General features: G+C 56.1%; 30 protein-coding genes. 17 read left to right on the forward strand and 13 right to left on the reverse strand.

Features of this window, described 5'->3' with window-relative positions:
* Positions 1-72 precede the first annotated feature (72 nt).
* The 4 genes from GUY40_RS19835 to GUY40_RS19850 all read left to right on the forward strand — a co-directional run bounded on the left by GUY40_RS19835 (position 73) and on the right by GUY40_RS19850 (position 2257).
* Positions 73-873 (forward strand): hypothetical protein, encoded by an 801-nt coding sequence (locus tag GUY40_RS19835; protein ID WP_256675799.1) that lies wholly within the window; start codon positions 73-75, stop codon positions 871-873.
* Positions 870-1253, forward strand: a complete 384-nt coding sequence (locus tag GUY40_RS19840) for a hypothetical protein (protein ID WP_166570604.1) — start codon at positions 870-872, stop codon at positions 1251-1253. Before GUY40_RS19835 ends, GUY40_RS19840 begins: the two co-directional genes overlap by 4 nt.
* Before the next feature lie 217 nt (positions 1254-1470).
* Positions 1471-1737, forward strand: coding sequence for a hypothetical protein (locus tag GUY40_RS19845; RefSeq protein WP_256675800.1), 267 nt, complete (start codon positions 1471-1473; stop codon positions 1735-1737).
* A gap of 139 nt (positions 1738-1876) precedes the next feature.
* On the forward strand, positions 1877-2257 hold the full coding sequence (locus tag GUY40_RS19850; RefSeq protein ID WP_166570606.1) for a hypothetical protein: 381 nt from the start codon (positions 1877-1879) through the stop codon (positions 2255-2257).
* Positions 2258-2385: 128 nt separating this feature from the next.
* On the opposite strand, the gene GUY40_RS19855 is transcribed toward GUY40_RS19850, so the two are convergent.
* Positions 2386-2661: a hypothetical protein gene (locus GUY40_RS19855; RefSeq protein ID WP_166570607.1), complete on the reverse strand. Its 276-nt coding sequence runs from the start codon at positions 2659-2661 to the stop codon at positions 2386-2388.
* A 639-nt stretch (positions 2662-3300) separates the two neighbouring features.
* On the opposite strand from GUY40_RS19855, the gene GUY40_RS19860 reads away from it, so the two are divergent.
* Complete coding sequence (locus GUY40_RS19860; protein WP_166570608.1) at positions 3301-4311, forward strand: MsnO8 family LLM class oxidoreductase; 1011 nt, start codon at positions 3301-3303, stop codon at positions 4309-4311.
* A gap of 148 nt (positions 4312-4459) precedes the next feature.
* Entirely contained in the window at positions 4460-5179 is a 720-nt protein-coding gene (pcsA, locus tag GUY40_RS19865) for a phosphatidylcholine synthase (protein WP_166570609.1), read from the forward strand.
* A gap of 75 nt (positions 5180-5254) precedes the next feature.
* Here pcsA and GUY40_RS19870 read toward each other — a convergent pair whose 3' ends face one another.
* From GUY40_RS19870 to GUY40_RS19890, 5 genes are all read right to left on the reverse strand, one after another.
* Positions 5255-6025: an ABC-2 family transporter protein gene (locus GUY40_RS19870; RefSeq protein WP_166570610.1), complete on the reverse strand. Its 771-nt coding sequence runs from the start codon at positions 6023-6025 to the stop codon at positions 5255-5257.
* Entirely contained in the window at positions 6022-6687 is a 666-nt protein-coding gene (locus GUY40_RS19875; protein ID WP_371924888.1) for an ABC-2 family transporter protein, read from the reverse strand. Before GUY40_RS19875 ends, GUY40_RS19870 begins: the two co-directional genes overlap by 4 nt.
* A gap of 132 nt (positions 6688-6819) precedes the next feature.
* Positions 6820-7821 carry an ATP-binding cassette domain-containing protein gene (locus tag GUY40_RS19880; protein WP_166570612.1) on the reverse strand — a complete coding sequence of 334 codons (1002 nt, stop codon included), beginning with the start codon at positions 7819-7821 and terminating at the stop codon, positions 6820-6822.
* Between the two features lie 378 nt (positions 7822-8199).
* Positions 8200-9531 carry a dicarboxylate/amino acid:cation symporter gene (locus tag GUY40_RS19885; RefSeq protein ID WP_166570613.1) on the reverse strand — a complete coding sequence of 444 codons (1332 nt, stop codon included), beginning with the start codon at positions 9529-9531 and terminating at the stop codon, positions 8200-8202.
* A 105-nt stretch (positions 9532-9636) separates the two neighbouring features.
* Positions 9637-10692 carry a tartrate dehydrogenase gene (locus GUY40_RS19890; protein ID WP_166570614.1) on the reverse strand — a complete coding sequence of 352 codons (1056 nt, stop codon included), beginning with the start codon at positions 10690-10692 and terminating at the stop codon, positions 9637-9639.
* A 126-nt stretch (positions 10693-10818) separates the two neighbouring features.
* Here GUY40_RS19890 and GUY40_RS19895 point away from each other — a divergent pair, with 126 nt between their 5' ends.
* A complete protein-coding gene (locus GUY40_RS19895; RefSeq protein ID WP_166570615.1) occupies positions 10819-11742 on the forward strand; it encodes a LysR family transcriptional regulator in 924 nt (307 codons plus the stop codon).
* Between the two features lie 5 nt (positions 11743-11747).
* Here the strand turns inward: GUY40_RS19895 and GUY40_RS19900 are convergent, their stop codons facing one another.
* Positions 11748-11930 (reverse strand): hypothetical protein, encoded by a 183-nt coding sequence (locus tag GUY40_RS19900; protein ID WP_166570616.1) that lies wholly within the window; start codon positions 11928-11930, stop codon positions 11748-11750.
* 195 nt (positions 11931-12125) lie between these two features.
* Between GUY40_RS19900 and GUY40_RS19905 the strand changes: the two genes are divergently transcribed.
* From GUY40_RS19905 to GUY40_RS19915, 3 genes are all read left to right on the forward strand, one after another.
* On the forward strand, positions 12126-12449 hold the full coding sequence (locus GUY40_RS19905) for a helix-turn-helix domain-containing protein (protein ID WP_178117890.1): 324 nt from the start codon (positions 12126-12128) through the stop codon (positions 12447-12449).
* The gene (locus GUY40_RS19910) at positions 12449-13669 is read left to right on the forward strand and encodes a type II toxin-antitoxin system HipA family toxin (protein ID WP_166570617.1); all 1221 of its coding nucleotides are present in this window, start codon (positions 12449-12451) and stop codon (positions 13667-13669) included. The genes GUY40_RS19905 and GUY40_RS19910 overlap by 1 nt, the downstream gene beginning before the upstream one ends.
* A 173-nt stretch (positions 13670-13842) precedes the next feature.
* Positions 13843-14388, forward strand: coding sequence for a hypothetical protein (locus GUY40_RS19915; protein ID WP_166570618.1), 546 nt, complete (start codon positions 13843-13845; stop codon positions 14386-14388).
* 26 nt (positions 14389-14414) lie between these two features.
* Here GUY40_RS19915 and GUY40_RS19920 read toward each other — a convergent pair whose 3' ends face one another.
* A complete protein-coding gene (locus tag GUY40_RS19920; protein ID WP_166570619.1) occupies positions 14415-14711 on the reverse strand; it encodes a hypothetical protein in 297 nt (98 codons plus the stop codon).
* 193 nt (positions 14712-14904) lie between these two features.
* On the opposite strand from GUY40_RS19920, the gene GUY40_RS19925 reads away from it, so the two are divergent.
* Entirely contained in the window at positions 14905-15189 is a 285-nt protein-coding gene (locus tag GUY40_RS19925; RefSeq protein ID WP_166570620.1) for an AbrB/MazE/SpoVT family DNA-binding domain-containing protein, read from the forward strand.
* Here the strand turns inward: GUY40_RS19925 and GUY40_RS19930 are convergent.
* Positions 15152-15454: a DUF1883 domain-containing protein gene (locus GUY40_RS19930; RefSeq protein ID WP_166570621.1), complete on the reverse strand. Its 303-nt coding sequence runs from the start codon at positions 15452-15454 to the stop codon at positions 15152-15154. The two genes, GUY40_RS19925 and GUY40_RS19930, sit on opposite strands and share 38 nt — an antisense overlap.
* Before the next feature lie 383 nt (positions 15455-15837).
* On the opposite strand from GUY40_RS19930, the gene GUY40_RS19935 reads away from it, so the two are divergent.
* Positions 15838-16326, forward strand: coding sequence for a CBS domain-containing protein (locus GUY40_RS19935; RefSeq protein WP_166570622.1), 489 nt, complete (start codon positions 15838-15840; stop codon positions 16324-16326).
* Positions 16327-16464: 138 nt separating this feature from the next.
* On the opposite strand, the gene GUY40_RS19940 is transcribed toward GUY40_RS19935, so the two are convergent.
* Entirely contained in the window at positions 16465-16668 is a 204-nt protein-coding gene (locus tag GUY40_RS19940; protein WP_166570623.1) for a hypothetical protein, read from the reverse strand.
* Between the two features lie 302 nt (positions 16669-16970).
* Between GUY40_RS19940 and GUY40_RS19945 the strand changes: the two genes are divergently transcribed.
* From GUY40_RS19945 to GUY40_RS19960, 4 genes are all read left to right on the forward strand, one after another.
* Positions 16971-17408, forward strand: coding sequence for a hypothetical protein (locus tag GUY40_RS19945; RefSeq protein ID WP_166570624.1), 438 nt, complete (start codon positions 16971-16973; stop codon positions 17406-17408).
* 30 nt (positions 17409-17438) lie between these two features.
* On the forward strand, positions 17439-17867 hold the full coding sequence (locus GUY40_RS19950) for a PaaI family thioesterase (protein WP_166570625.1): 429 nt from the start codon (positions 17439-17441) through the stop codon (positions 17865-17867).
* Positions 17868-18008: 141 nt separating this feature from the next.
* A complete protein-coding gene (locus GUY40_RS19955; RefSeq protein WP_166570626.1) occupies positions 18009-18359 on the forward strand; it encodes a metalloregulator ArsR/SmtB family transcription factor in 351 nt (116 codons plus the stop codon).
* Between the two features lie 28 nt (positions 18360-18387).
* On the forward strand, positions 18388-19674 hold the full coding sequence (locus GUY40_RS19960) for an arsenic transporter (protein ID WP_166570627.1): 1287 nt from the start codon (positions 18388-18390) through the stop codon (positions 19672-19674).
* 122 nt (positions 19675-19796) lie between these two features.
* On the opposite strand, the gene GUY40_RS19965 is transcribed toward GUY40_RS19960, so the two are convergent.
* Complete coding sequence (locus tag GUY40_RS19965) at positions 19797-20174, reverse strand: termination factor Rho (protein ID WP_166570628.1); 378 nt, start codon at positions 20172-20174, stop codon at positions 19797-19799.
* Positions 20175-20188: 14 nt separating this feature from the next.
* The gene (locus GUY40_RS19970; RefSeq protein ID WP_166570629.1) at positions 20189-20359 is read right to left on the reverse strand and encodes a metallothionein; all 171 of its coding nucleotides are present in this window, start codon (positions 20357-20359) and stop codon (positions 20189-20191) included.
* 479 nt (positions 20360-20838) lie between these two features.
* On the opposite strand from GUY40_RS19970, the gene GUY40_RS19975 reads away from it, so the two are divergent.
* On the forward strand, positions 20839-21108 hold the full coding sequence (locus tag GUY40_RS19975) for a hypothetical protein (protein ID WP_166570630.1): 270 nt from the start codon (positions 20839-20841) through the stop codon (positions 21106-21108).
* A 4-nt stretch (positions 21109-21112) separates the two neighbouring features.
* On the opposite strand, the gene GUY40_RS19980 is transcribed toward GUY40_RS19975, so the two are convergent.
* Complete coding sequence (locus tag GUY40_RS19980) at positions 21113-21829, reverse strand: ABC transporter ATP-binding protein (protein ID WP_166570631.1); 717 nt, start codon at positions 21827-21829, stop codon at positions 21113-21115.
* Between the last annotated feature and the right edge of the window lie 2 nt (positions 21830-21831).

Genomic DNA, 21831 nt, shown 5'->3' on the forward strand with positions numbered 1-21831 from the left:
GAGATAAAAGCTGGCAGCCTGTTTGTGCTCACCGATCCGAACAACACGTCCTGCACGGTAGAGGAAGCGCACTTGATGCAGGCCGGCCAGCAAGTCAAGGAAGCCCTTGATCCACTGACACAGGAAGAAGCCGAATTCCTGTATCGGCACGGTAATGAAATCGCCGCCTTTACCGGCCAGACTTCGACCTGGCTGGGCATCTCGGCGGTGGTATTGGAAAAACACGTCAGCCAACTGCGCGATACGCTGCAAAGTATTGAGCAGCTGCATCAACAGAGTTATAGGCGGCACGGCCACTTGAGATCCACGGAGTTTTTCGCCGAACGCAAAAAGCTGATGGCCCAGCTGGATGCCCAGCTACTGAACTCCAAGCGCCTTAAAAGCCACACGAGCTTTGGTGGCCATGACAAGCTGAAATCCGCGCTCGGCATTTCCAGCCGCAGCCTTGTGCACCACTGGAACAGGGCTGGAGCGCCGGGGCAAATCCCAGGGTATGCGGCGCATGTGAAATCGATCAGTCGAGCGATGAAGTACATGCAGACCGGAGGTTATATTGCCATTGGGATCGGTGGTGTTTCATCGCTGTTGGCTATTCAGGAAGTTTGCAACACTGAATCTGGGGCTGTGTGCAAGAAGGTTAAATTTGCCGAGGGTAGTAAATTCGCGGGATCAGCCATAGGCGGGTATATAGGTGGAGAGTTGGCCTTTCCAGCAAGTATTTTAATGTGCGGGGTACTTGGACTCACCACCGGCGTGGCAGGCGTGGTGTGCGTCGCTGGTATTGTAGGTACTGGATCATTGGCGGGATCAACCTTGGGTAGTCTAGGGGGCGAGTTCATTGGCGAAATGCTATATGAGGCCAAACAACCATGATACGCAGCTGGAATCCCTGGGTTGCCATCATGTTTGCGGGCGCGCCGTTTTTTCTGGCGATTGGAAACCTCATATTCAGCCTCTACCTTAACCGTCGATATCTGGATGCCATGGTGGATGCGTTGAGGAACAGTCGACACATCATACTGTGGGGTTCGATTCTACAGTGCCAAGGCTTGAAGGGGCGACTTATGCTGCTCGCCAAGATTTCGGGCGTGGTCATGTGGCCGGGAATGTTCATACGCGCCGGCGAAATCGACTCTGATGACATCAAGAATTTTCCGCCTCACTTCAAACGACTTCTAAAAATCAAGTTAGTGATACTAACTACCGCGATGGCCTGGCTAATACTCATCTATATATTATTAAAAATCGAATAACGTCGGAATCCAAATGACCAGGACAAGGCCGCAGGACCGGGACAAATACCGCCAATGCAGAGTGAGCGTGCAGGTGACATGTTGTATGCGGCTACACACCCATGATGAGCAGCATTAAAGCTTGGGGCGTCATCTTTTTTTAGGTGCGCCCCTGCTGTTAGCTGTTGTTAATTTTTTATTCGACTGCTACCTGAGTCGTCATTATCTGGATGACATCATGAAAGCTCTGAAAAACAGTCGTTATATCGCTAGAGCTGGTTTGATCATGCAGCATCACGGGTTATCCAGGCGACTCCTGCTGGTTACCAAATTGGCAGGATTGGTTATGGTTCCCGGACCGGGGATCCGCCGGGGTGAAATAGATCCTGACGACATCAAAAATTTTCCTCCTCACCTAAAACGCTTGCTGAAAGTAAAGTCTGCGATTCTGATCGTTGGCGTGTTTTGGATGGCGGCTATCTATGTTTTTTTGGAGATCGAATAGTCGCTCGGGCTAAAACCGTATGGCGCGCCTTTCCAGATCACTGCGTTGGAAAGTCGCGCTGGCCCGAGTCGATTCGCCAATCCATAGGTCTCGGAGGGGAGCGCATAGACGATATGTTATACGAGGCTACGCAATCTCGATGAGCACCTGGAATCCATGGGCTGCCCTCTTGTTTGTTGGGGCGCCATTCCTGCTGGCTTTTGTGAACATTTTATACAGTCTCTACCTCAGCCGGCGTCATCTGCATGCCATGCTAGAAGCATTGAAAAACTGTCGGTATTTCATTGGAGCGAGTTTGACTCTGCATCAAAAGGGTTGGTTTGATCGACTCTTTCTGGTCACGATAATTTCAAGCAAGGTTCTAATACCAAAACCGGGACTCATGATGGGTGAAATGGACCCTGAAGACCTCAACAACTTCCCTCCTCACTACAAACGATTACTGGAAATTAAATTATCGATCATGTTGACCGCAGTTATCTGGGGCATTGCTGCCTACGGGATATCGAAGCTCGAATAGACTGCCTGAATCAGCATGAGCGGCGCCCCTTTCCAGACTTCCGTGATGGGTTCGGCTCAGGCACCACCTCGAAAAGATCCCACACCAAGCCGTGGCTTGAGCCGGACATACAGCGCTGACCCTTGCACTCACATCTTGAAGACAGGATTCGCGCTATTGCCCCGCAGCGTCTGCTCGGTCAATGCATAAAGATCACGAATATGCCCGACCAGAAACGCCCAGAATGCGGGTTGATTGACCGTCTGTGTGACCAAGTCGGCAGACAAGAAACGACTCATTTCCTTGCGTAAATCGATTGCCACCTTGGGATCAGCCTCAAGCAATTCAGCCCGCGCCTTGAAAATTGTCAGAAAGTGCTCGGCGCCGCAGTGGTGGTCCGACAGCTTTTTATCAATCAGGTCCATCTGTGGCGTTATCCCCGACGATCCCTTTTAGGCGCCTGCTGAACACGTTGCATATCCGCAGGCTCGGTGTACTGCCCCTCAATAAGGTTCGAATAATAGGTGTTGGTAATCCTCAAAAGCTTGGCGATCCTTTTGGAGGTTTCAGGCGCAAGCCGTCCCTGAAGCTTACCGACCTTCAACGGCACTGGTCTGCCTTGATCAATATGGACTCGGGCAGGTCATCAGGGAGGACCGGATCAAGCCAGGATTTATGGTCGACTAATGGCATTGAAAATCACCTAGAGGGCGCCGCTCTGTCGCTTCTCGCCAGGAATTTCGTGCATTAAGCTGCATATTTAATTTCACATCTTGGCAATCCTACAGTGCCTGCAAACAAAGGACAAAACTTAAAAACATGCTCATTGTTAAAACAAAAATATGCACATTTTTTCGCATATTTGAAACCGCCGTATAGCAGCAGAAATCTTCCACGCCGGCAACCGTGGTTGCAAAGATTACATTAACATCTTAACGTTATTGCCATGAGGCCTGACAACCACTGCCACGCGCGCGCTAATCCAGTCCAAACACTGCCTGAGCAACGTCAGCAAGCGACCGACCAGCGCCCAGCCACCCCAACTCCGAATGGAACCCCACACCTTGCCCCTGCGCCTGACCGTCATTGATCAAACCCCGGTACACGGTGACCGGCCCGCCAGCGCCGCGCCGCTGGCCTCGGTGGAGCTGGCAACCGCCTGCGACACTCTGGGCTATCACCGCTACTGGCTCGCCGAACACCACAACAGCATCCAATTTGCCGGCCCCGCGCCGGAGATTCTGCTGACGCGTATTGCCACCGTGACCCAGCACATGCGCATCGGCAGCGGTGGCGTGATGCTCAGCCATTACAGCCCTTACAAGGTCGCTGAAGTTTTCCGCCTGCTGGCGACACTGTTCCCCGGGCGGATCGACCTGGGGATTGGTCGTGCGCCCGGTGGCAGTCAGCTCAGCTCCGCCGCGCTTGCTGCCCCCGCGCAATTGAGCCATCAGGACCACTTCCCGCAGCAAGCCAGTGAGCTCTGCGCGTTCCTGCGCGGCAGTTTTCCCGAGCGCCATCCCTATGCCCAGCTGCATTGCCTGCCCGATGACAGCGCCCAGCCCGAGCTGTGGATGCTCGGCTCTGGCGGCGGCAGCGCCGGGTTGGCCGGGCAACTGGGGATGGGCCTGGCGCTGGCGCGCTTTATCGCCCCGCAGGTGTGCTCGCCGCTGATTTTCGACCACCATGCCCAGGCCCTGCAGCACGCCGGCCACACCTCAGTGCAGAAACGAATGCTGGCCCTGGCGGTGATCTGCGCCGAGACCGATGAACAGGCACGCCTGATTGCAGGCACCGCCGTGTACCGCAAGATGATGGCCGGCCGCGGCCCGCGTGAGCCGTTGCTGAGCCCGACCGAAGTGGCGCTGCGCCGTCAGCGCATGAGCGCCGCCGACCGCGCCGAGTTCGACGAGACCCTGGAGAACATGGTGGTGGGCTCACCGTCCACCTGCCACCAGCAGATTGTTGCGCTGGCATCCGCGTTTTCGACCGAAGAGATCGGCATCGTCACGGTGACTCATTCGCTGTCGGCACGGGTGCAAAGCTACCGTTTGTTGGCACAGGCGCTGCTTTAAAACTGCTCAATTGTGCCTATCCTGAGAACAATCACTTCGAGCACCAAAGAACGTCGAGCGACTGCACTTATCCAAGCCCCTCGGGTTGATAGAGGCAGTCCTTTTGCCAAGGCCCGCCCGTGGCACCTTTCTTTGCTGGAGAACGCCATTGTTTTCGACTCAAGCCACAGCCAGGCTCAAAGCCTGGGGCGCCCACGGTTTTACCGCTACCGGCGTGATCACAGCGTTCCTGGCCACCTTGGCCCTGTTTGAAAACCAGCCCAAGGCCTGCCTGTTATGGCTCGGGGTGGCGCTGATCGTCGATGGCGTCGACGGCTCGCTGGCCCGGCGAGTCAATGTGAAATCAGTACTGCCCCACTTCGACGGCTCGGTGCTGGACCTGGTGATCGACTTCCTCACCTACGTGTTCATCCCCGCGCTGTTCATCTACCGCTACATCCCCCTGCCGGCCTACACCGGCTTGCTGGCAACAACGATCATTCTGGTGTCGTCGCTGTTCTGCTTCTGCAACGTCAACATGAAGAGCAAGGACAACTACTTCCAAGGCTTCCCGGCAGCCTGGAACGTGGTGGCCCTGTGTTTTTACACCTTGTCGCCCTCCCCTTGGCTGACCTTGCTGACCATCATCGGCCTGGCCCTGCTGACCGTTACCAGGGTGAAATTCCTGCACCCGTTTCGAGTTCGGCGTTTTATGCCGATCAATATCACCGTTACCTTTGTCTGGCTGCTGTGCAGTTTGTTGCTGGTGCTCAGCCACCCGGACCATAACCCGGCGGTGATGGCGACGTGGTTGGTGATGTCGGCGTATTTTCTGGGGGTGTGTTTGTGGCGTACGGGGTTGGAGTGGTTTGGGAGGAAGGTTGAGTAGTACCCAAGCATGACTTGGCAGCGCCGATGCGTTCTGAAGAGCATCGGCAAAACCTGCCAAGCGCAAGTTTTCTGCTTATCCACCAACACTGTCGAAGCTATCAAACAAAGTAGCCACCACCCTGCGCGTAGCCATCATTAAAACAAGTACTGTAAAAAAATAAGCACAGACAAGCCAGGTCATCCCTTCATAAAGCGCCTCCATCGCCACGGACGCAAAGACAATCATTGGAAGAAAAACCATAAGCATAGAAAAAACGGAAGTCGGATAGAAACCTGAAGGCACCACACCAAAGGAGGACAACTCCGAATGTATAAAGTCAACAGGAAGCTCTCGCTGGGTGATAAAAGCAATTGAGTTCACTCCCAGTAGAAAGCAAATACTCGCAACGACCCCAGCCATTAAGCAAAAAAAGTACAACACTACGTGGGTCCAGCTTTCAAAAAGCAGAGCTTCTGCTCCCACCCTGGACACCAGGAAGGCGACAACAATGAGCAAAGCTACAACAGCGTAGGTAAATTTTGACTCCCTCAGCAACACCATTGAAAACAAAGAAACAGGTCTGACCAAGAGTGCATCCGCACGTCCTTGCACCACGTGCCCAAAAAATGCCGTGATAGAAGCTCCAAAAAAATCAACCATGAGGCTGCCGACACTGAAAGTCATAAAAAAAAGCAAAAGCCACTCGTCACCCTCGACGGCGACAAACGTATTGATCACGTCGAAAAACATGAACTGAAGACCGTAGAACATTATTAGAGCCAATACACCACCGACTACATTCACCTTGAACACCATCGTTTCCCGCGCTGCCCCTATCGCCAAAACAAACATATTTTTCATCATCCACCCGCGCCAGCGTAGCGTTTAGACCCTTGATGAAATGCAATGGAAAACAGTACCGAAAAAGCAACACCCCAACAGACGAACATCCAACCTAAAGTGATCAGTAGCTCTAGGCTGGGCCGTAAAAGAAACTCCGCAGGCCCTCCAATCATCAAACGAAAAGGATTGTATTCCATGATGGGGAGTATAGATGACGGCCAAAAAGACAGCGGCATCAGCGTCCCTCCGAACACACCAAAAAGAACAACCTGAAAACTGAGGACCATATCAGGACGTACCACCCAAAATGCAACCACCGCCATAATCATCCCCACCAAAAAACAAAAAAACTGGCTGACGATGGCCAGGACAACAAACCCAACGCCTGCTTCGATATTTCCGGTCAGGCAGGAAAAAACCAGCGCCACCGTGAAAACCGGCACGTAGTAGAGCAGGCTTTCGCCTAGAAAAAGAGAAAGGTTATATCCAAAATAGCTGATAGGCTTCACGAAAAAGCTTTCAAGTCGGCCTTCTCGAACATGATCCGACACTCTGACAATAAGATCATAGACGTTATTGAGTCTATTCAGAGACAGCACCGCAACAAAATAAACATAGGTCTCGTTTAAGCTGTATTCAAGATCCACCTCAGAATCCATGACACCATACACGTAGCGCCATATAAAAAATGAATCACAAACGGAACGCTGGTAGCCACAACGAAGTCAGCAAACAGCATAGAGCGCTCCCTATAAACAGAGACAAGCCCTGTCAGAACAACCCCCCAATGCAAAGCCATAAAAATAATTTCCGCTTTAGAAACGCTCGAACAGGAACCTCATACTATTTTCAAAGCTAAGCGAGGACACCTCCAAAATCATATCGTCATTAGCCTTCAAGCCATCCATCAAGGAAGTCACAACTGCACGGGACACAACCAAAGTTTTCCGCCAATCAAGATTCTCACAGCAAAATAGTTGATGCTTCAAAACGGCTCTTTCAAGCAGTGCCTCATCGCTCGCAGAGAACAGCCCGCGCTGACATCTTACTTCCAACCCTACATAGTCACTAAACGTACTCAGGAACTCACTCAGCCGCCCCTTAAATTCAATCCGACCCTTATTCAGAACAATCAGTGTATCGCAACAGGACTCAATATCTCCGAAATCATGACTCGTCATGAAAACAGTTAGCTTCCCGGCCTTTCTTTTACGATTTATATACTCCCGAATTTCATACCTGGAAGTGACATCCAACCCTAAAGTAGGCTCATCCAAAAAAATCAACCGTGGATTGTGAAGAAAATTCAGTGCAAGTTCGCATTTTACCCGCTCACCCAAACTTAGATTCCGCACAGACCTCGACAAGACGTGATCAAGACTTAAGGCTGCACTCAACTCCGACAGATTCTCAAAGAACACCTCGTCATCCACCCCATAAATCTTCTTATACGTCAGGAAGCTGGTTCTGACAGGTAAATCCCACCACAGCGAAGTTTTGTGACCAAATACAGCACCTATATTTCGCAAATATTCCAATTTACGCGCACCCGGCTCATACCCCAATACTTCCACACCTCCAGAGCTCGGCCTTTGAATACCACAAAGTATTTTTATCAAACTTGATTTTCCGGCTCCATTTGCTCCAACGAGCCCAACCGACGAACCTTCCTTAACGACAAAGTCTACGGAATCGAGGGCCGCATGATAATTATACTTTGGCTTTACCACCCCTCTAAGCCAAGTAGAGAAATTGCTGTATTCCTGGCTACTTTTATACATCTTCCCAACACTGGAAACCTTTATGACATCGCTCACACAAACCTCGAAACTTGGTTTTCCACCCACATTACAGTGAGACATGAAATCTCTCAGCGCACGAGTAAAAAAGTAAATTAATACTCCCCTTCAAGTCAATCGCAACATCACCCCCCTCAAGCAAACGCATTTGGCTTTGAAAGAATACAATTAACATTCCGATGGAAAATTCCCAAGCACTTGTACGACCCATCTGACAGCCCATTCGACAAATACGCAACACTCTGTTTTTAGATTATTTTCCCTGCAAAAAACAAATACTACTCATCACTCTTAGACGGATAGCTTGACACTGCTGCTAAATATTTTGTTTCAAAACAAGCTTGGCGGCTTCAGCCGAAAAGGGCCGCATCGCGGCCCCCGGTTCCACATTTCAAGTCAACCCAGCAATGGGTCTGCGTTGCAGGCCTTCGCGGCTGAAGCCGCTGCTACGGGTTTTTCGGTGGTGTTGTCGGGTTCGACTTCACCATTAAGCGCCTTGTTCATCTTCACCGTATCCAGCGCCCCCACCCACTTGGCAATCGCCATGGTGCCCACACCGTTACCAATGGTGTTGGTGATCGCCCGGGCTTCGGACATGAAGCGGTCGACACCCAACAGCAAGACCATGCCCGCCACCGGAATGGTGCCCAGGGACGCCAGGGTCGCGGCCAGGATGATAAAGCCCGAGCCGGTCACTCCCGCCGAGCCCTTGGAGGTGAACATCAGCACCCCCAGCACGATCAATTGGTCGGTCAGGGTCAGTGGCGTGTTGGTCGCCTGGGCGATGAAGATCGCGGCGATGGTGTAGTAGATCGCCTGGCCGTCCGGGTTGAAGGTCAGCCCCGAGGGGATGATCATCCCGGCCACCGGTTTGGAAACGCCGGCCTTTTCCATCTTCGAGATCATCTGTGGCAGCACCGATTCGGACGAGCTGGTGCCCAGCACGGTGAACAGTTCTTCCTTGATGAAGCGCAGGAATTTCCACAGGCTGAAGCCGCTGTAGCGGCAGATCGGCCCGAGCACGAAGATCACGAACACCGCGCAGGTCAGGTAGACACAGGCCATCAGCTTGCCGAGCGAGAACAGCGAACCAAAGCCGTATTTGCCGATGGTGAAGGCGATCGCACCGAAGGCGCCGATCGGGGCCAGGCGCATCACCATGTTGACGATGCGGAACATGCCCTGCATCAGGCTGTCGAGGGTGTCCACGAACAGTTTTGCCCGCGGCCCGGCATGGGCCAGGGCGACGCCCAGCAGAATCGAGAACAGCAGGATCTGCAGCACATTGCCTTTGGCGAACGCATCCACGATGGTGTCGGGGATGATGTTCATCACAAAGTCCATGAAACTGCTGTGCTTGGCGGCCGAGGTGTAAGTGGCCAGGCTTGAGCTGTCCAGGGTGGCGGGGTCGATATTCATGCCGGCACCGGGTTTGAACACGTCAACCACGACCAGGCCGACGACCAGCGCCAGGGTCGATACCACTTCGAAATAGATCAGCGCGCGAAAGCCGACCCGGCCCAGCTCCTTCATGTTTTCCATACGCGCGATGCCAGTGACCACGGTCAGGAAGATCACCGGTGCCAGCAGCATTTTGATCAGTTTGATAAAGGCGTCGCCCAACGGTTTGAGCGCGGTGCCGGTTTCGGGTACGAGCACGCCGATGAGGGCGCCGAGGACGACGGCGATCAGTACCTGTACGTAGAGTTTGCCGAGAATTCTTTTCATGACGGGGCCCTGATTTTTTATTGTTGTCAGGAAATGCCAGGGGATCAGAGCGGTGGTCTGTCCCCTGGCGCTGTGCCGCGATACTGCGTTGAATCTGCTGGCCGATCAGCGATTGATCAAGGCGATCACGGCATCGGTGATTTGCCGGGTGGTCGCGCTACCACCCAGATCAGGGGTGTGCAAGCCGCTTTCGGTCACCGCCTCGATGGCCGACATCAGTTGCTTGGCCGCTGCCGCTTCGCCCAGGTGCTCGAGCATCATCGCTGCTGTCCAGAAGGTGGCGATGGGGTTGGCGACGCCTTTGCCGGTAATGTCGAAGGCCGAGCCATGGATGGGTTCGAACATCGACGGGAAGTTGCGCGACGGGTTCAGGTTGGCGGTCGGGGCGATGCCCAGGCTGCCGGACAGTGCGGCGGCAAGGTCAGACAGAATGTCGGCGTGCAGGTTAGTGGCGACGATCACGTCCAGCGTCGAGGGTTTGAGCACCATGCGCGTGGTGACGGCATCGACCAGTTCCTTGTCGATTTTCACGTCCGGGAAGTCCTTGGCGACTTCGTAGAAGATCTCATCCCACAGCACCATACCGTGGCGCTGGGCATTGGATTTGGTGACCATGGTCAGGTGCTTGCGCGGGCGACTGCGGGCCAGTTCGAAGGCAAAGCGGTGGATACGCTCGACCCCGGCACGGGTGAACACCGACACCTCGGTCGCCACCTCTTCAGGCAGGCCACGGTGGACGCGGCCGCCGTTGCCCGAGTATTCACCTTCGGAGTTTTCCCGGACCACGACCCAGTCGATCTGGTCGCCGTTGTGCAGCGGGCTTTTCACCCCTGGCAATACACGCGCCGGGCGCACGTTGGCGTATTGGTCGAAGCCTTGGCAGATCGGCAGGCGCAGGCCCCAGAGCGAAATGTGATCCGGCACATTCAAGGCGCCAACCGCACCGAAGAAGATGGCGTCGAAGGTTTTCAGCTCCTGCAGGCCGCCTTCGGGAATGTAGTAGCCATTTTTCAGGTAGTTGTCCGAGTTCCAGTCAAAGTGCTTGAACGACAGCTCGAAGCCGGATTTTATCGACAGGGCCTGCAGCACTTCTACGCCAGCAGCGATGACTTCAACACCAATGCCATCACCAGGAACCGCAGCAATCTTGTATGCGCTCATCTTCAACTCCACTCTTGTTTTTCCTGTTGAACCGGGCTGTTCAACCAGGGTGTGAGCGGAGTATATGTAGTGAGTGCAAAGGCGTGAGTTACTCAAAATCACTACATAAATAACTTTGAGTTACGAATGAGCAAGTCACTGGATCTGTCGTTTTTCTACCTGCTGGCCAACCAGGGCAGCCTTGCCGCCACCGCTCGGGAGCTGGGGGTCACACCGCCTGCGGTCAGCAAGCGGCTGACCGCGCTGGAGGCCCGGCTGGGCATTCGGCTGGTGAACCGCACCACTCGCTCCATGAGCCTGACAACCGAAGGTGAGCTGTATTTCGCCCATGCGGCGCGCATCCTCACGCAAATCGATGAGGTCGAGCAGCTGGTCAGCAGCAGCCGTGCCACGCCCAAGGGCTTGATTCGCGTCAACGCCTCGCTGGGCTTTGGCCGGCGCTACATCGGCCCGGCATTGGCGGCCTTCTTCGCCCGTTACCCGGAGGTGGAAATCCAGCTGGAAATCACCGACCACCCACTGGACCTCGCCACCCATGGCTTTGACCTGGGCATACGCTTCGGCAGCCTGCCGGATGCCACTTTCCATGCACGCAAGATCGCCTCCAACCGCAGGTTGTTGTGCGCCTCGCCGCTGTACCTGCAAAAGCACGGCGTGCCCGAACGCCTGAGCGACCTGACGAAACACAACTGCATCTTTTTGCGCCAGAACGAAACGCCGCATGGCGTCTGGAGTTTCACCCATGGCGGGCGCACGCAAAACATCAAGGTTCACGGCGCACTGGGCTGCAACGACGGCGAGGTGGCCCTGAACTGGGCGCTGGAAGGCTATGGCATTGTGCTCAGGGCCGAATGGGACATCGCTCGCTACGTGCGCAGCGGCCGGCTCAGGCTGGTACTGCAAGACCAGACGCCAACCCGCGCCGACGTGTATGCGGTGTATCCGCAACAGCTGCACTTGTCGGCACGGGTCCGCAGCCTGATCGATTTTCTGGTCGAGCGCTTCAAGCACATCGACAACCTCGACGAGCCGGCGCTGACGGTGGACTGACCCGCTCAGCGTCGTTCATCGGACAGTGGAGTAGGCTCATCGGCCTCGGGCACCTTCTTGACGCGGTTCGGGTCCTCTTGACCTGGTGGTGACCGATTTGGGTGATTGGGGTCGTTGACCGGGTCATGGGGGTTCAAAGGCGGTTGCGGTGACAGCGGGTCGTCCAACGGGAAGGATTCATTGGCCATGGCACACCTCTGCGCGGTTTGCCCGCGGGGTGCGGGCCTTATGAGTTAGAGGTTGGCGGGATCGGTCTGTGCCTGTGTTGCGACGGAAGGTCGAAGGCAACTATCGGCGCCATGGAACGCCCCCGCGATATCTTCTTTTCAATGCGCAGCCAGCTTAGATAAGCAGTGCTATAGTCACCGCTAAATCAGTTAAAGATGAATTTGAGCGATCTTAACGTGCATATTTTTCCTATCGCCTGTGCTGAGCAGCTCGAAAATATCGGCCTTCTCGTCAAAACGCGACGTCTTGAGCGAAAAATCCGCCAGCAAGACATCGCCACCGCAGTGGGCATTTCTGCACAAACGGTCGGCAAGATTGAGGCCGGAACGCCTACGGTGGAAATACGCGCCTATATGGTGGTGCTGTGGCATCTGGGTTTGCTGGGCGATGTTTTTCCGCTGGTAGCCCCTCCTTCGCGCGCCAGCTACGCGAATGAACATCGGGTACGGCTCAAAAAAGCGTCGAAAGGAGACTTCTGATGAGTCGGGTTTACGTTTACATGCAGATGCCCGAGTCTCTGGAGGTCGTCACTTTGGGCCGTCTGGATAGCCGCGCTGGTGTGGGCGAATTCGTTTACAACCCCGAGTACGTGGACCAAGGCGGATGGGTGCCGGACCCCATTCGCTATCCCCTGCGGCCCGAAGCGTTTGCCGCGATCACTACAAACAACGGAATTCCCGGATTTATCCGCGATGCTGCGCCCGATGGATGGGGCGAGCGTGTTCTGCAGAAAACGGCCGACGGTGCTCTTGATGCCATGGACTTCCTGCTGAAATCGCCAAACCAGGACCGCGCGGGCAGTCTGATGATGGGCGCAACCAGAATGGCGCCGATCAATGTCGGACAAGCAGGCGTCGCCAGAATCACTGCCCTTGATGATTTCATCGCATTTGTCGACAACATCCAGAATGGCTTCAAACTGAGCGACGAGATGGCGCGTCAAGCGCTGCGTCAACGCTCGTCTCTGGGGGGGGCACGTCCGAAATGTACGCTGCGCGTCGCTGATCGTTTGATTCTGGCCAAGCCACGCGACAGGCACGATGACTTTGATATTCCAGCACTGGAATTTGCTTGCATGTCGTTCGCCGCAGCCAAGGGATTGAACGTGGCCCACGTTCAATTGCACCGCGCACGTTCGAGTACCCTGTTGGTGGACCGCTTTGACCGGCGTCTTTCTGAAGCTGGCAAGTTCTTGCGAATACCGATGCTCAGCGCGCTCACCCTGCTGGACAGCGATTGGAAAAACCCCGCGCTGCATGAGCGAGAGTGGCGCTACGGTCTTTTGGTCGATGAGTTACGGCGACGCGAGGTACCCGCCGAAGATCTGCACGAGCTTTATCGACGAATCTGCTTCAACATTCTGGTCGGCAATGACGATGACCACCCCAAGAACCATGGCGTTATTTTCAAAGCCGGGCGCTGGCGCTTGTCACCGCTCTACGATGTCGTGCCTTGCCTTGACGGCGCCCCACCGCCTCGTTTGGCCATGGCGGTCGGCAAATACGGGCATGAGCTTTCCCGGCGCAATCTGTTGAGCCAGGCCGAGCACTACTTGCTTAACCAGAACGAGGCTTGCTCGATACTTGAGGAGGTGGCCAGCTGGGAGCCGGACCTGCGCGAGCATTACGCAGAACATCTCGCCGATCGTGAGCAGGCCCTGGCGCTGAGTGCCATGGGCGGTCAGCGTTTGATCCTGTGACGCATAGATAAATAGACTTGAATGATCAGCAGCACTTCACTACCAATACTACTTTCCGTTGTCCGTGATCAACCCTGTTATTTCTGACAGTTGACAGCACTCTGCCTCGCGTTAGATTTTCCCTATGTCCTGGACACCTAAACCACTTCCTTTGCTCAAGACGGTGACCGCCAATGAACGCTCTATACACCCCCTCTTTCAAAGCCTATGTAAGCCTGGCCAGTGTGGGCGCGCAATTAAGCTTTGAGCCTTTGAATACCTCCAGCGCAGAGGGAAAGTCCAAGAGCAGTTCCAAAGGCTGGCTATATGCAAGGTCGGGGGCTTATTACTCAAGTGAAATCAATGGGCTGCCCGTCGATTTCATTTATATCGGCAAAAGCTGCTATTTGATCAAGCTGCCCGACTACGCCCTGGCCGCCAGCGACAATGGCTATATCGGCGGCTATCAAACCGGGCACCACTGGAAGTTACAGTCACTGACATCAAACTCGCTTGTTCTTCCCACTTCGGAGATGGTCGGTAACACCCTGGAAGTCAACTTGCTGAACCACAGCCGTAACGACAGCTCGTTGTGCCTGTACAACCGAAAACACATGACCGACTCGGACTGGCGCTGCTATGTGACGGAGGCCGAGGGCGAGCGCACGTCCGTTACTCTGCATATCGTGGCCCTGCTGGATCCGGCTGACGGGCACATCGTCCGTACTCATCTGCATTGAATATCAGCCGCTTGCCTTTGATACGGCTACTCACCGTCCGGCTTTAACGCCCGAACCTCCTTCAACAGCTGCTGCTTGTCGAACATGCAGGAAAAGCTTTTTTTACCTTCGGTGCCCTGATCGACGATGCCATCGATGGTATATCCATCAGCCGTGGTTGCAGTGGGGTCCAGGGCCAGGTCATTGGTGTCCACATCGTATTGCTTGGCAGCCGCATCGATGCAGGCATCGGCCATTTGGTCATCGTCGGAGGGAATGGCGATCACGGCTGAAATGCAAACGGCTGCCAACCCGATAACGGCGGCACAGCGACGAATACGCATAGCGTTCTCCCTGACCGATGATCTGGAACGGCTACACACACTGTAGCCCCAATCGCCGCCGGGGGGTGGCCGTTGGGCAGGTGAGGCCAACTGCACCAAGATTCTGTCCAGCACGTTTCACAAGCCCAAGGAGATTGATCACTCTCGCGCCTTACCCTAAAGCAAGGAAAATTTGCATGCAGGAATCACGCTCATGTCCACCGCTACCCTGAGCTCGAAAGGTCAAATAACCATCCCCGCTCAAGTCCGTGCTTCGCTGGGACTGGATACCGGTGACCGAGTCGAGTTCGTCGCACTGGGTGATGGCAAGTTCGCCATCATGGCTGCCACTCAACCTGCACGTAGCCTGAAAGGGCTTGTCCGCAAACCGGCTAATCCGGTCAGTATCGAAGAAATGAATCAGGCCATCGAAGCGCAAGGGGCCAAACGCCTAAGCCAGCTCAACGCAACGGCGAAGCCGTCTTGCGCACAATCTTGATGCTGTACTTGAGCGTCGGCTTGCGGGTCACGCTGATCGCGCGCTGGGTGACGGTGTCGAGGGTGATATTCCAGTAACCGGTGCTGGGCACGGTGATCCTGGCCGGAAACTTCTCGAACGCGCCGCCATGGTAGGTGTGCCGACCACCATTCTTGAAACTGCGAAAGTTGGCGTCGTTCATCAAGCGAATGTTGCAGCGTTGCGAGCTCTCGATAATGACGATGTCGTCTTCACTGAGGTGCTCACGCTGGTGAATGTATTTCATGTAAAGGCCAGAATCCGTCTATCAAACAATGGCGCCAAGGTTAGAGCATTTGCCGGCCGCTGGCGATGCCCGCAAGCCCAGCGGCACTCGCTCTCCTCCACAGAGCGGATCGACTTGCAAATGCCCCAAAACAAGTCACAGCGCCCCCTTCTGGCCCATGCTTTATGGTCTCTCCAGCCGAAAAGCCTGAAGTAACTTGCGCCAGCACATTGGCCTGAAATCTGCTTATCTCTCACAACCCGGCGCGTCAGTGCTGACCGCGGGCGGGTGAACCGGCAACGTGGCCGACTCGAATCACCCCCAATTCATAGAACACCAGGCAAAGGTGCCTGGAGCTGCTCGACAGCTCCAGGCGCCTTTTTTGTTTTTCGGGAGAGTCATTGATGAAAACCGTTGCCCAACTACTGAAACTGAAAGCCCTGCACAACCAGCACGTTCACACCATCGGCCCCGACCAGATGGTGCTCGAGGCCCTGAAGGTGATGACCGAGAAAAACGTCGGTGCCTTGCCGGTGGTGGCCGATGGCAAGGTCGTGGGCGTGGTCAGTGAGCGGGACTACGCCCGCAAGGTCGTGCTGCACGGGCGCTCTTCGGTGGGTACGCCGGTCAGCGCGATCATGAGTACGCCGGTGGTGACCGTGGATTCGCGGCAGAATATCGACACCTGCATGGGCATCATGACCAACAGCCACTTGCGCCATTTGCCGGTGGTGGAAAACGGTGTGTTGCTGGGCTTGTTGTCGATCGGCGACCTGGTCAAGGAGGCCATAGCCGAACAGGCCGACCTGATCCGGCAACTGGAGCAGTACATTCGCGGCGAGTGGGTCGACACTTCTACCGATAACAATTGCTGGCTAGGTGCAACCGCCTGAGCCCTGCCCGGACTGGACTGGACTGGAAGTGAGAACGGCGCCACCTTGCCGCCCCCCCCCGGCAAGGTTTTTGTCGCTTGTGCTGGCCTCATCGCTAGCAAGCTCTGCTCCCACAGGGGTATGTAGAATCAGCCCGGTTCAGCGTCCGAACTGCCCCAGCGCCAGCATCACCCCGATCACTACCACCGCCAGCCCAGCACCCGCCGTCCACTGCGATTCGGGCGTTTCGCTGAACCAGCTGCGTCTGGACGGGTATTTGCCCAGGGTGAGCAGTTTCACCACCGGCCAGCCAATGGGGTAGAAAATGGCTTGAAAGGTCAGCTCGCCGATAAAGTCGAACATGCCTGCCTCCAGGAACAATTGACCGGCGCCGAACGAGTTCCTTGGCTCTCTCTTGTCAGGATAGAACACAACTCAACTGCACAGCGCCTCTCACCCCACCGTTGTAACTTCCATCCCCGCCAAGTCACGAATCAATCACAGGCCTCGTATTTCTGACAGTAGACGGCAAAGCATTGCCGTTGAAGACTGTGCTCAGACAATCGCAAACATCGGGGATTGCGGCAGCGGCCAAATGCACACGATCAGCGCCGATCAGCCAGGTACTTTCAAAGCGTTCTGACATAGACCTCGGAGACGTGGACATGGAGATCTTCTCTTGGCTTGCACTCGCCAGTTATACGCTGGCTTTTATGCTCGTCGTCGGCTTCTCGATAGCGTACTTGAAGCGTTCTGACTTCATGCCCTACCACAGCGTGGCGGTTGCGCGCCCTTGGCGCGAGGTTGAACCACGCATGCGGGTACTGCTCCTGGCCTTGATCAAGTTAGCGGGATGGGCGTGGCTGGCGATCGCCCTGGCTGGCTTCTTGCTGTTGTACTTGCTGTCCTCGCGTAACGGAGTACTTGCACAGCTCATTGTATTTCAAGTGTTCTGCTTGATTGCAGTGACGCCGCCAACAGCGGTCGCCCTGTATGTACGCCTGAAAACAGAGGCGCCAACTCCGGTAGCCATCGGCGTTTCAGGCGTAGTGCTTACCTTGTTGGGGTTTACGTTTGCCTTGTTATCCGGTCATTACACCTGACATTCCCTGCGCACCTGAAGGCCACTCACCATGCATCCTGACACCTTGTTCTGGAATATTGTCGATAAGCGACATCCTCTACCCAATGCTGCTCGTTTACTGGGCTGGACATTTATCAAATTTGATAAAGACCATTGCGAAGCCCATATCGAGTTCGATGCAACCGATCAGCTGACCAATCCGCTGGGTAATATTCAAGGCGGCATGCTGACGGCCATGCTGGATGACGCTATGGGGCCCGCTGTTTACGCCAATTTGCCTGCTAATCAGCTCGCCATGACGACTGAGTTGAACACCCATTACATCCACCCCGCGTTGCCCGGCAGGATTATCGCAACGGGTCGGGTCGATCACAGGCAGGGTGACAACTGCATCACCTCAGGCGTACTTATGGATAAAGACGGGAAGGTGCTGACAACGGCAACCGCCATCTACCGTATCGTCAATTTCCGGTCATGAGCAGCGTTGGGGACCACGGTCAGCGCTCTCCCCCATAGGGTTCGCCTGGCGTTTTCATCGTGCGCGAAGGAGCCGCTTTACTTTTTCACCCCGACTTCCGTATATTCGAATATATGTATTTCCATATATTGCGATAACACCATGACCCTCTCCCCCTCTATCGTCTTCAAATGCCTGGGCGATGAAACGCGCCTGAGGATCATGCTGATGCTCTGCGCAGAAGGCGAACTCTGCGTTTGCGAACTGATCTGGGCACTGGCTGACAGCCAACCGAAAATCTCCCGCCACCTCGCTCAACTGCGCGCCTGCGGCCTGCTCGCCGACCGCCGCCAAGGGCAATGGATTTACTACCGCCTGCACCCCGAGCTGCCCCAGTGGGTCAATGACGTGCTCCAGGTGACACTCAACGCCCATCAGGCCTGGATGAACCAGGACGCCCAACGCCTGGCAGCCATGGACGATCGGCCTGTGCGCCAGAACGCCTGCTGCTGACCCCTTTGATCTGACCCGAGTATTTTCCATGTTGATTGCGGCATCGATTTTTGTGCTGACCCTGGTGCTGGTGATCTGGCAACCCAAAGGGCTGGGCATTGGCTGGAGTGCCGCCGCTGGCGCGCTGGTGGCGTTGTTGTCGGGTGTTGTTCAACTCAGTGACATACCGGTGGTCTGGGCGATTGTCTGGAACGCAACGGCCACGTTCATTGCCTTGATCATCATCAGCCTGCTGCTCGATGAAGCAGGCTTCTTCGAGTGGTCGGCGCTGCACATGGCGCGCTGGAGCAATGGCCATGGCGGCAAGCTGTTCGTGCTGATGGTGCTGCTGGGCGCCGCGGTCTCGGCCCTGTTCGCCAATGACGGCGCGGCCTTGATTGTCACGCCCATCGTGATCGCCATGCTCGCCGCACTGCGCTTCTCCCCGGCGGCCACCCTCGCCTTCGTGATGGCCGCAGGCTTTATTGCCGACATGGCCAGTTTGCCGCTGGTAGTGTCGAACCTGGTCAATATCGTTTCGGCGGACTTCTTCGACATCGGCTTTGGCGAGTATGCCTCGATCATGTGGCCAGTGAACCTGGCGAGCATCGCGGCCACCCTGGGCATGCTCTGGTGGTTCTTTCGCAAGGACATCCCGCTTCGCTTCCAACCGACGCTGCAAGCGCCGCGCGACGCCATCCGCGATATCAACACCTTCGTGGCCGGCTGGTGGGTCCTGGGGCTGCTGTTGCTGGGCCTGTTCGCGCTGGAGCCGCTGGGTATTCCGGTCAGTGCCGTTTCCGCCTTGTGCGCCGTGATACTGCTGGTGGTGGCGGGCCGCGGCCACATCATCTCGACCCGCAAGGTCATCAAGCATGCGCCTTGGCAGATCGTCGTATTCTCCCTGGGGATGTACCTGGTGGTCTACGGGCTGCGCAATGCAGGCATGACCCAGCAACTCACCGAGCTGCTGCAGCGCTTTGCCGAACACGGCCTATGGGTGACGGCGATCGGCACCGGCTTCGTCGCGGCGCTGTTGTCCTCGGTCATGAACAACATGCCCAGCGTGCTGATCGGCGCCCTGTCGATCCAGGGCACTGAAGCCACCGGGGTGATCCATCAAGCCATGGTCTACGCCAACGTGATCGGCTGTGACCTGGGCCCGAAAATCACCCCGATCGGCAGCCTTGCCACCCTGCTCTGGCTGCATGTGCTGGCCAGCAAAAACATCCGTATCACCTGGGGCTACTACTTCAAGGTAGGCAGCCTCATCACCTTCCCGATCCTGCTCGTCACGCTGGCCGCCCTGGCGCTGCGCCTGAGCCTTGCTGCCTAGGAGACTGCCAGGGTGATCCAGATGGGTTCTGTTGTTAGGTACGCAGAGGAGACCGGGGTTCATTCTGATTTCGCAGGGCGTTAAACCCACGGCGGCACGCGCATTGAACCGCCGTGGTTTTATTACGATTGTTTCAGCGCTTCGATCAGCTGAGACTTGTTCATGGTCGAGCGGCCCCGGATGTCTTTACTGCGGGCCTCTTTCATCAGGCTTTCCCTGGTCTGGGTTTCCAGCGATGCCGTGGAACTGCGGGCGTGACCGCTGCGGGTCTTGGCAGCACGTTTGGCGGAATCCGACCTGGCGGTTTGCTTCGCTGCCCTGGAAGTGCGTCGACCAGAGCCACCGGCTTTTTCACCACCGCCTGATTGTTTGTTGACGGCTGCCCAGGCACGGGCTTCTGCTTCCTCTTTTGGCGTGCCTTTTTTCTCGTAGCTTTCTTCGATGTGTTGGGCCTTGCGCTTCTGCTCGGCGGTGTATTTGTCTTTGCTGCCTTGTGGCATGGCTATCACCTCTATCAATGCTGCTGAGCAGCCTTGGTACAGCCACAACCGGCGTGGACACAGGGTTTTCCGCCCGCGTGGTGGGTGGCGCAGGCTTCGCAGCAGTAGGCTTTGCCGTCGCGCACGACGGGGGTGTTGCCGACTTTGCAGTTGCAGTCGGGGCAGGCGCAGGTTTGCTCGTTCATGGTCATGGCTCCTTGATTGTCAACAAGCGGTTGGAATGCCGCTTATAAGAAGGATGACCGAGTAGTGGGCCCGATGGTTCAAAGGGACCGCCGACGGCCTGCGCTTTTCGTTTTCAGATCACAGGCGCGTCAGTTAAGGCACAGACTCTGTGGGAGCGGATTTATCCGCGAATCCATTCACCGCGGTTTTTCTGGCATTGCGCGGTGCCTTCATTCGCGGCGGTCCGGCGATCCGGTAAATCCGCTCCCACATGGATCTCGCCTTAACTGACCGGCATTGGGGCGAGCCCGGCTCCTACAGGTTCCGCGGCTTAACTGACTGGCATTGGCCACCACCCGAATTGTTTATGGCGGCTGTGTTCGGGCAGACTTCGGTCTGGCCGGGTTGGCTCCTGCTCCCGGTTCTCTCACCCCGTGCACAGCTGCCACCCTAGTGTGAGAGCGACGGTGGCGGTTCCAGAAAACAAAGGAGCCTCACCATGACCAAAGCGGTCCCCGATCCACCCGCATTTCGCCCCGGCGCCTTGCGTCAAACCGGCCATACAGCGTTCAGCTCCTGCGGCCATTCCCATGACCCCCTCTTTGACACTCGTCCCGGCATCATTGCCGAAGATGCGCTCACACATGTGGAGCGCCATCTACAATCGGCCTATGCAGCCCGGGCGTTGGAGCAAGCCTTGCTCAGCGCTGCCGATGGAATGACCTGTGCGACGCCTCACAGGTACGTTCGTGGGCAATGGCTGGCTTGAACGGCTATTCCCCCAGATAGGCCTTCTGGACCTGCTCGTTATGCAGCAGGTCCTGGGCTTGTCCCTCCAGGGCGATTTTGCCGCCATCGATCACATAGGCGCGCTGGCAGGTTTGCAGGGCCAGTTTGGCGTTTTGCTCGACCAGCAACAGCGTCACCCCGCCCTTCACCACTTCGCGGATGGTCTCGAATATCTTCTGCACAATGATCGGCGCCAGGCCCATGGACGGCTCGTCCAGCAGCAGCAATTTGGGTTTGCCCATCAAGGCTCGGGAGATGGCCAGCATCTGCTGCTCACCACCGGACATGGTGCCGGCCAACTGGAAGGCGCGCTCCTTCAGGCGCGGGAAGATGCCGAACATGCGCTCAATGTCGGCCTCGATGGCCGCCTTGCCATCGGTGCGCGAAAACGCGCCCATTTCCAGGTTTTCTACCACCGTCAGTTTGGGAAAGATGCCCCGCCCTTCCGGCACCAGTGCCAGCCCTTCGCGGATCAGATCATGGCTTTTGATCGCGGCATGGGCCTTGCCGTCGAAGGTGATCTGCCCGCTGGCCGGGCTCAGCAGCCCGCCGAGGGTTTTCAGGGTGGTGGTCTTGCCGGCGCCGTTGGCGCCAATCAGGGCGACCATCTCGCCTTCGGCCACATGAAAATTCAGGCCCTTGATCGCCTGGATAGCGCCGTAGGAAACCTTCAGGTCGCTGACTTCGAGGATATTTTTCATGC

This window comes from Pseudomonas sp. R5(2019) (assembly GCF_009905435.1).
GTDB lineage: Bacteria > Pseudomonadota > Gammaproteobacteria > Pseudomonadales > Pseudomonadaceae > Aquipseudomonas.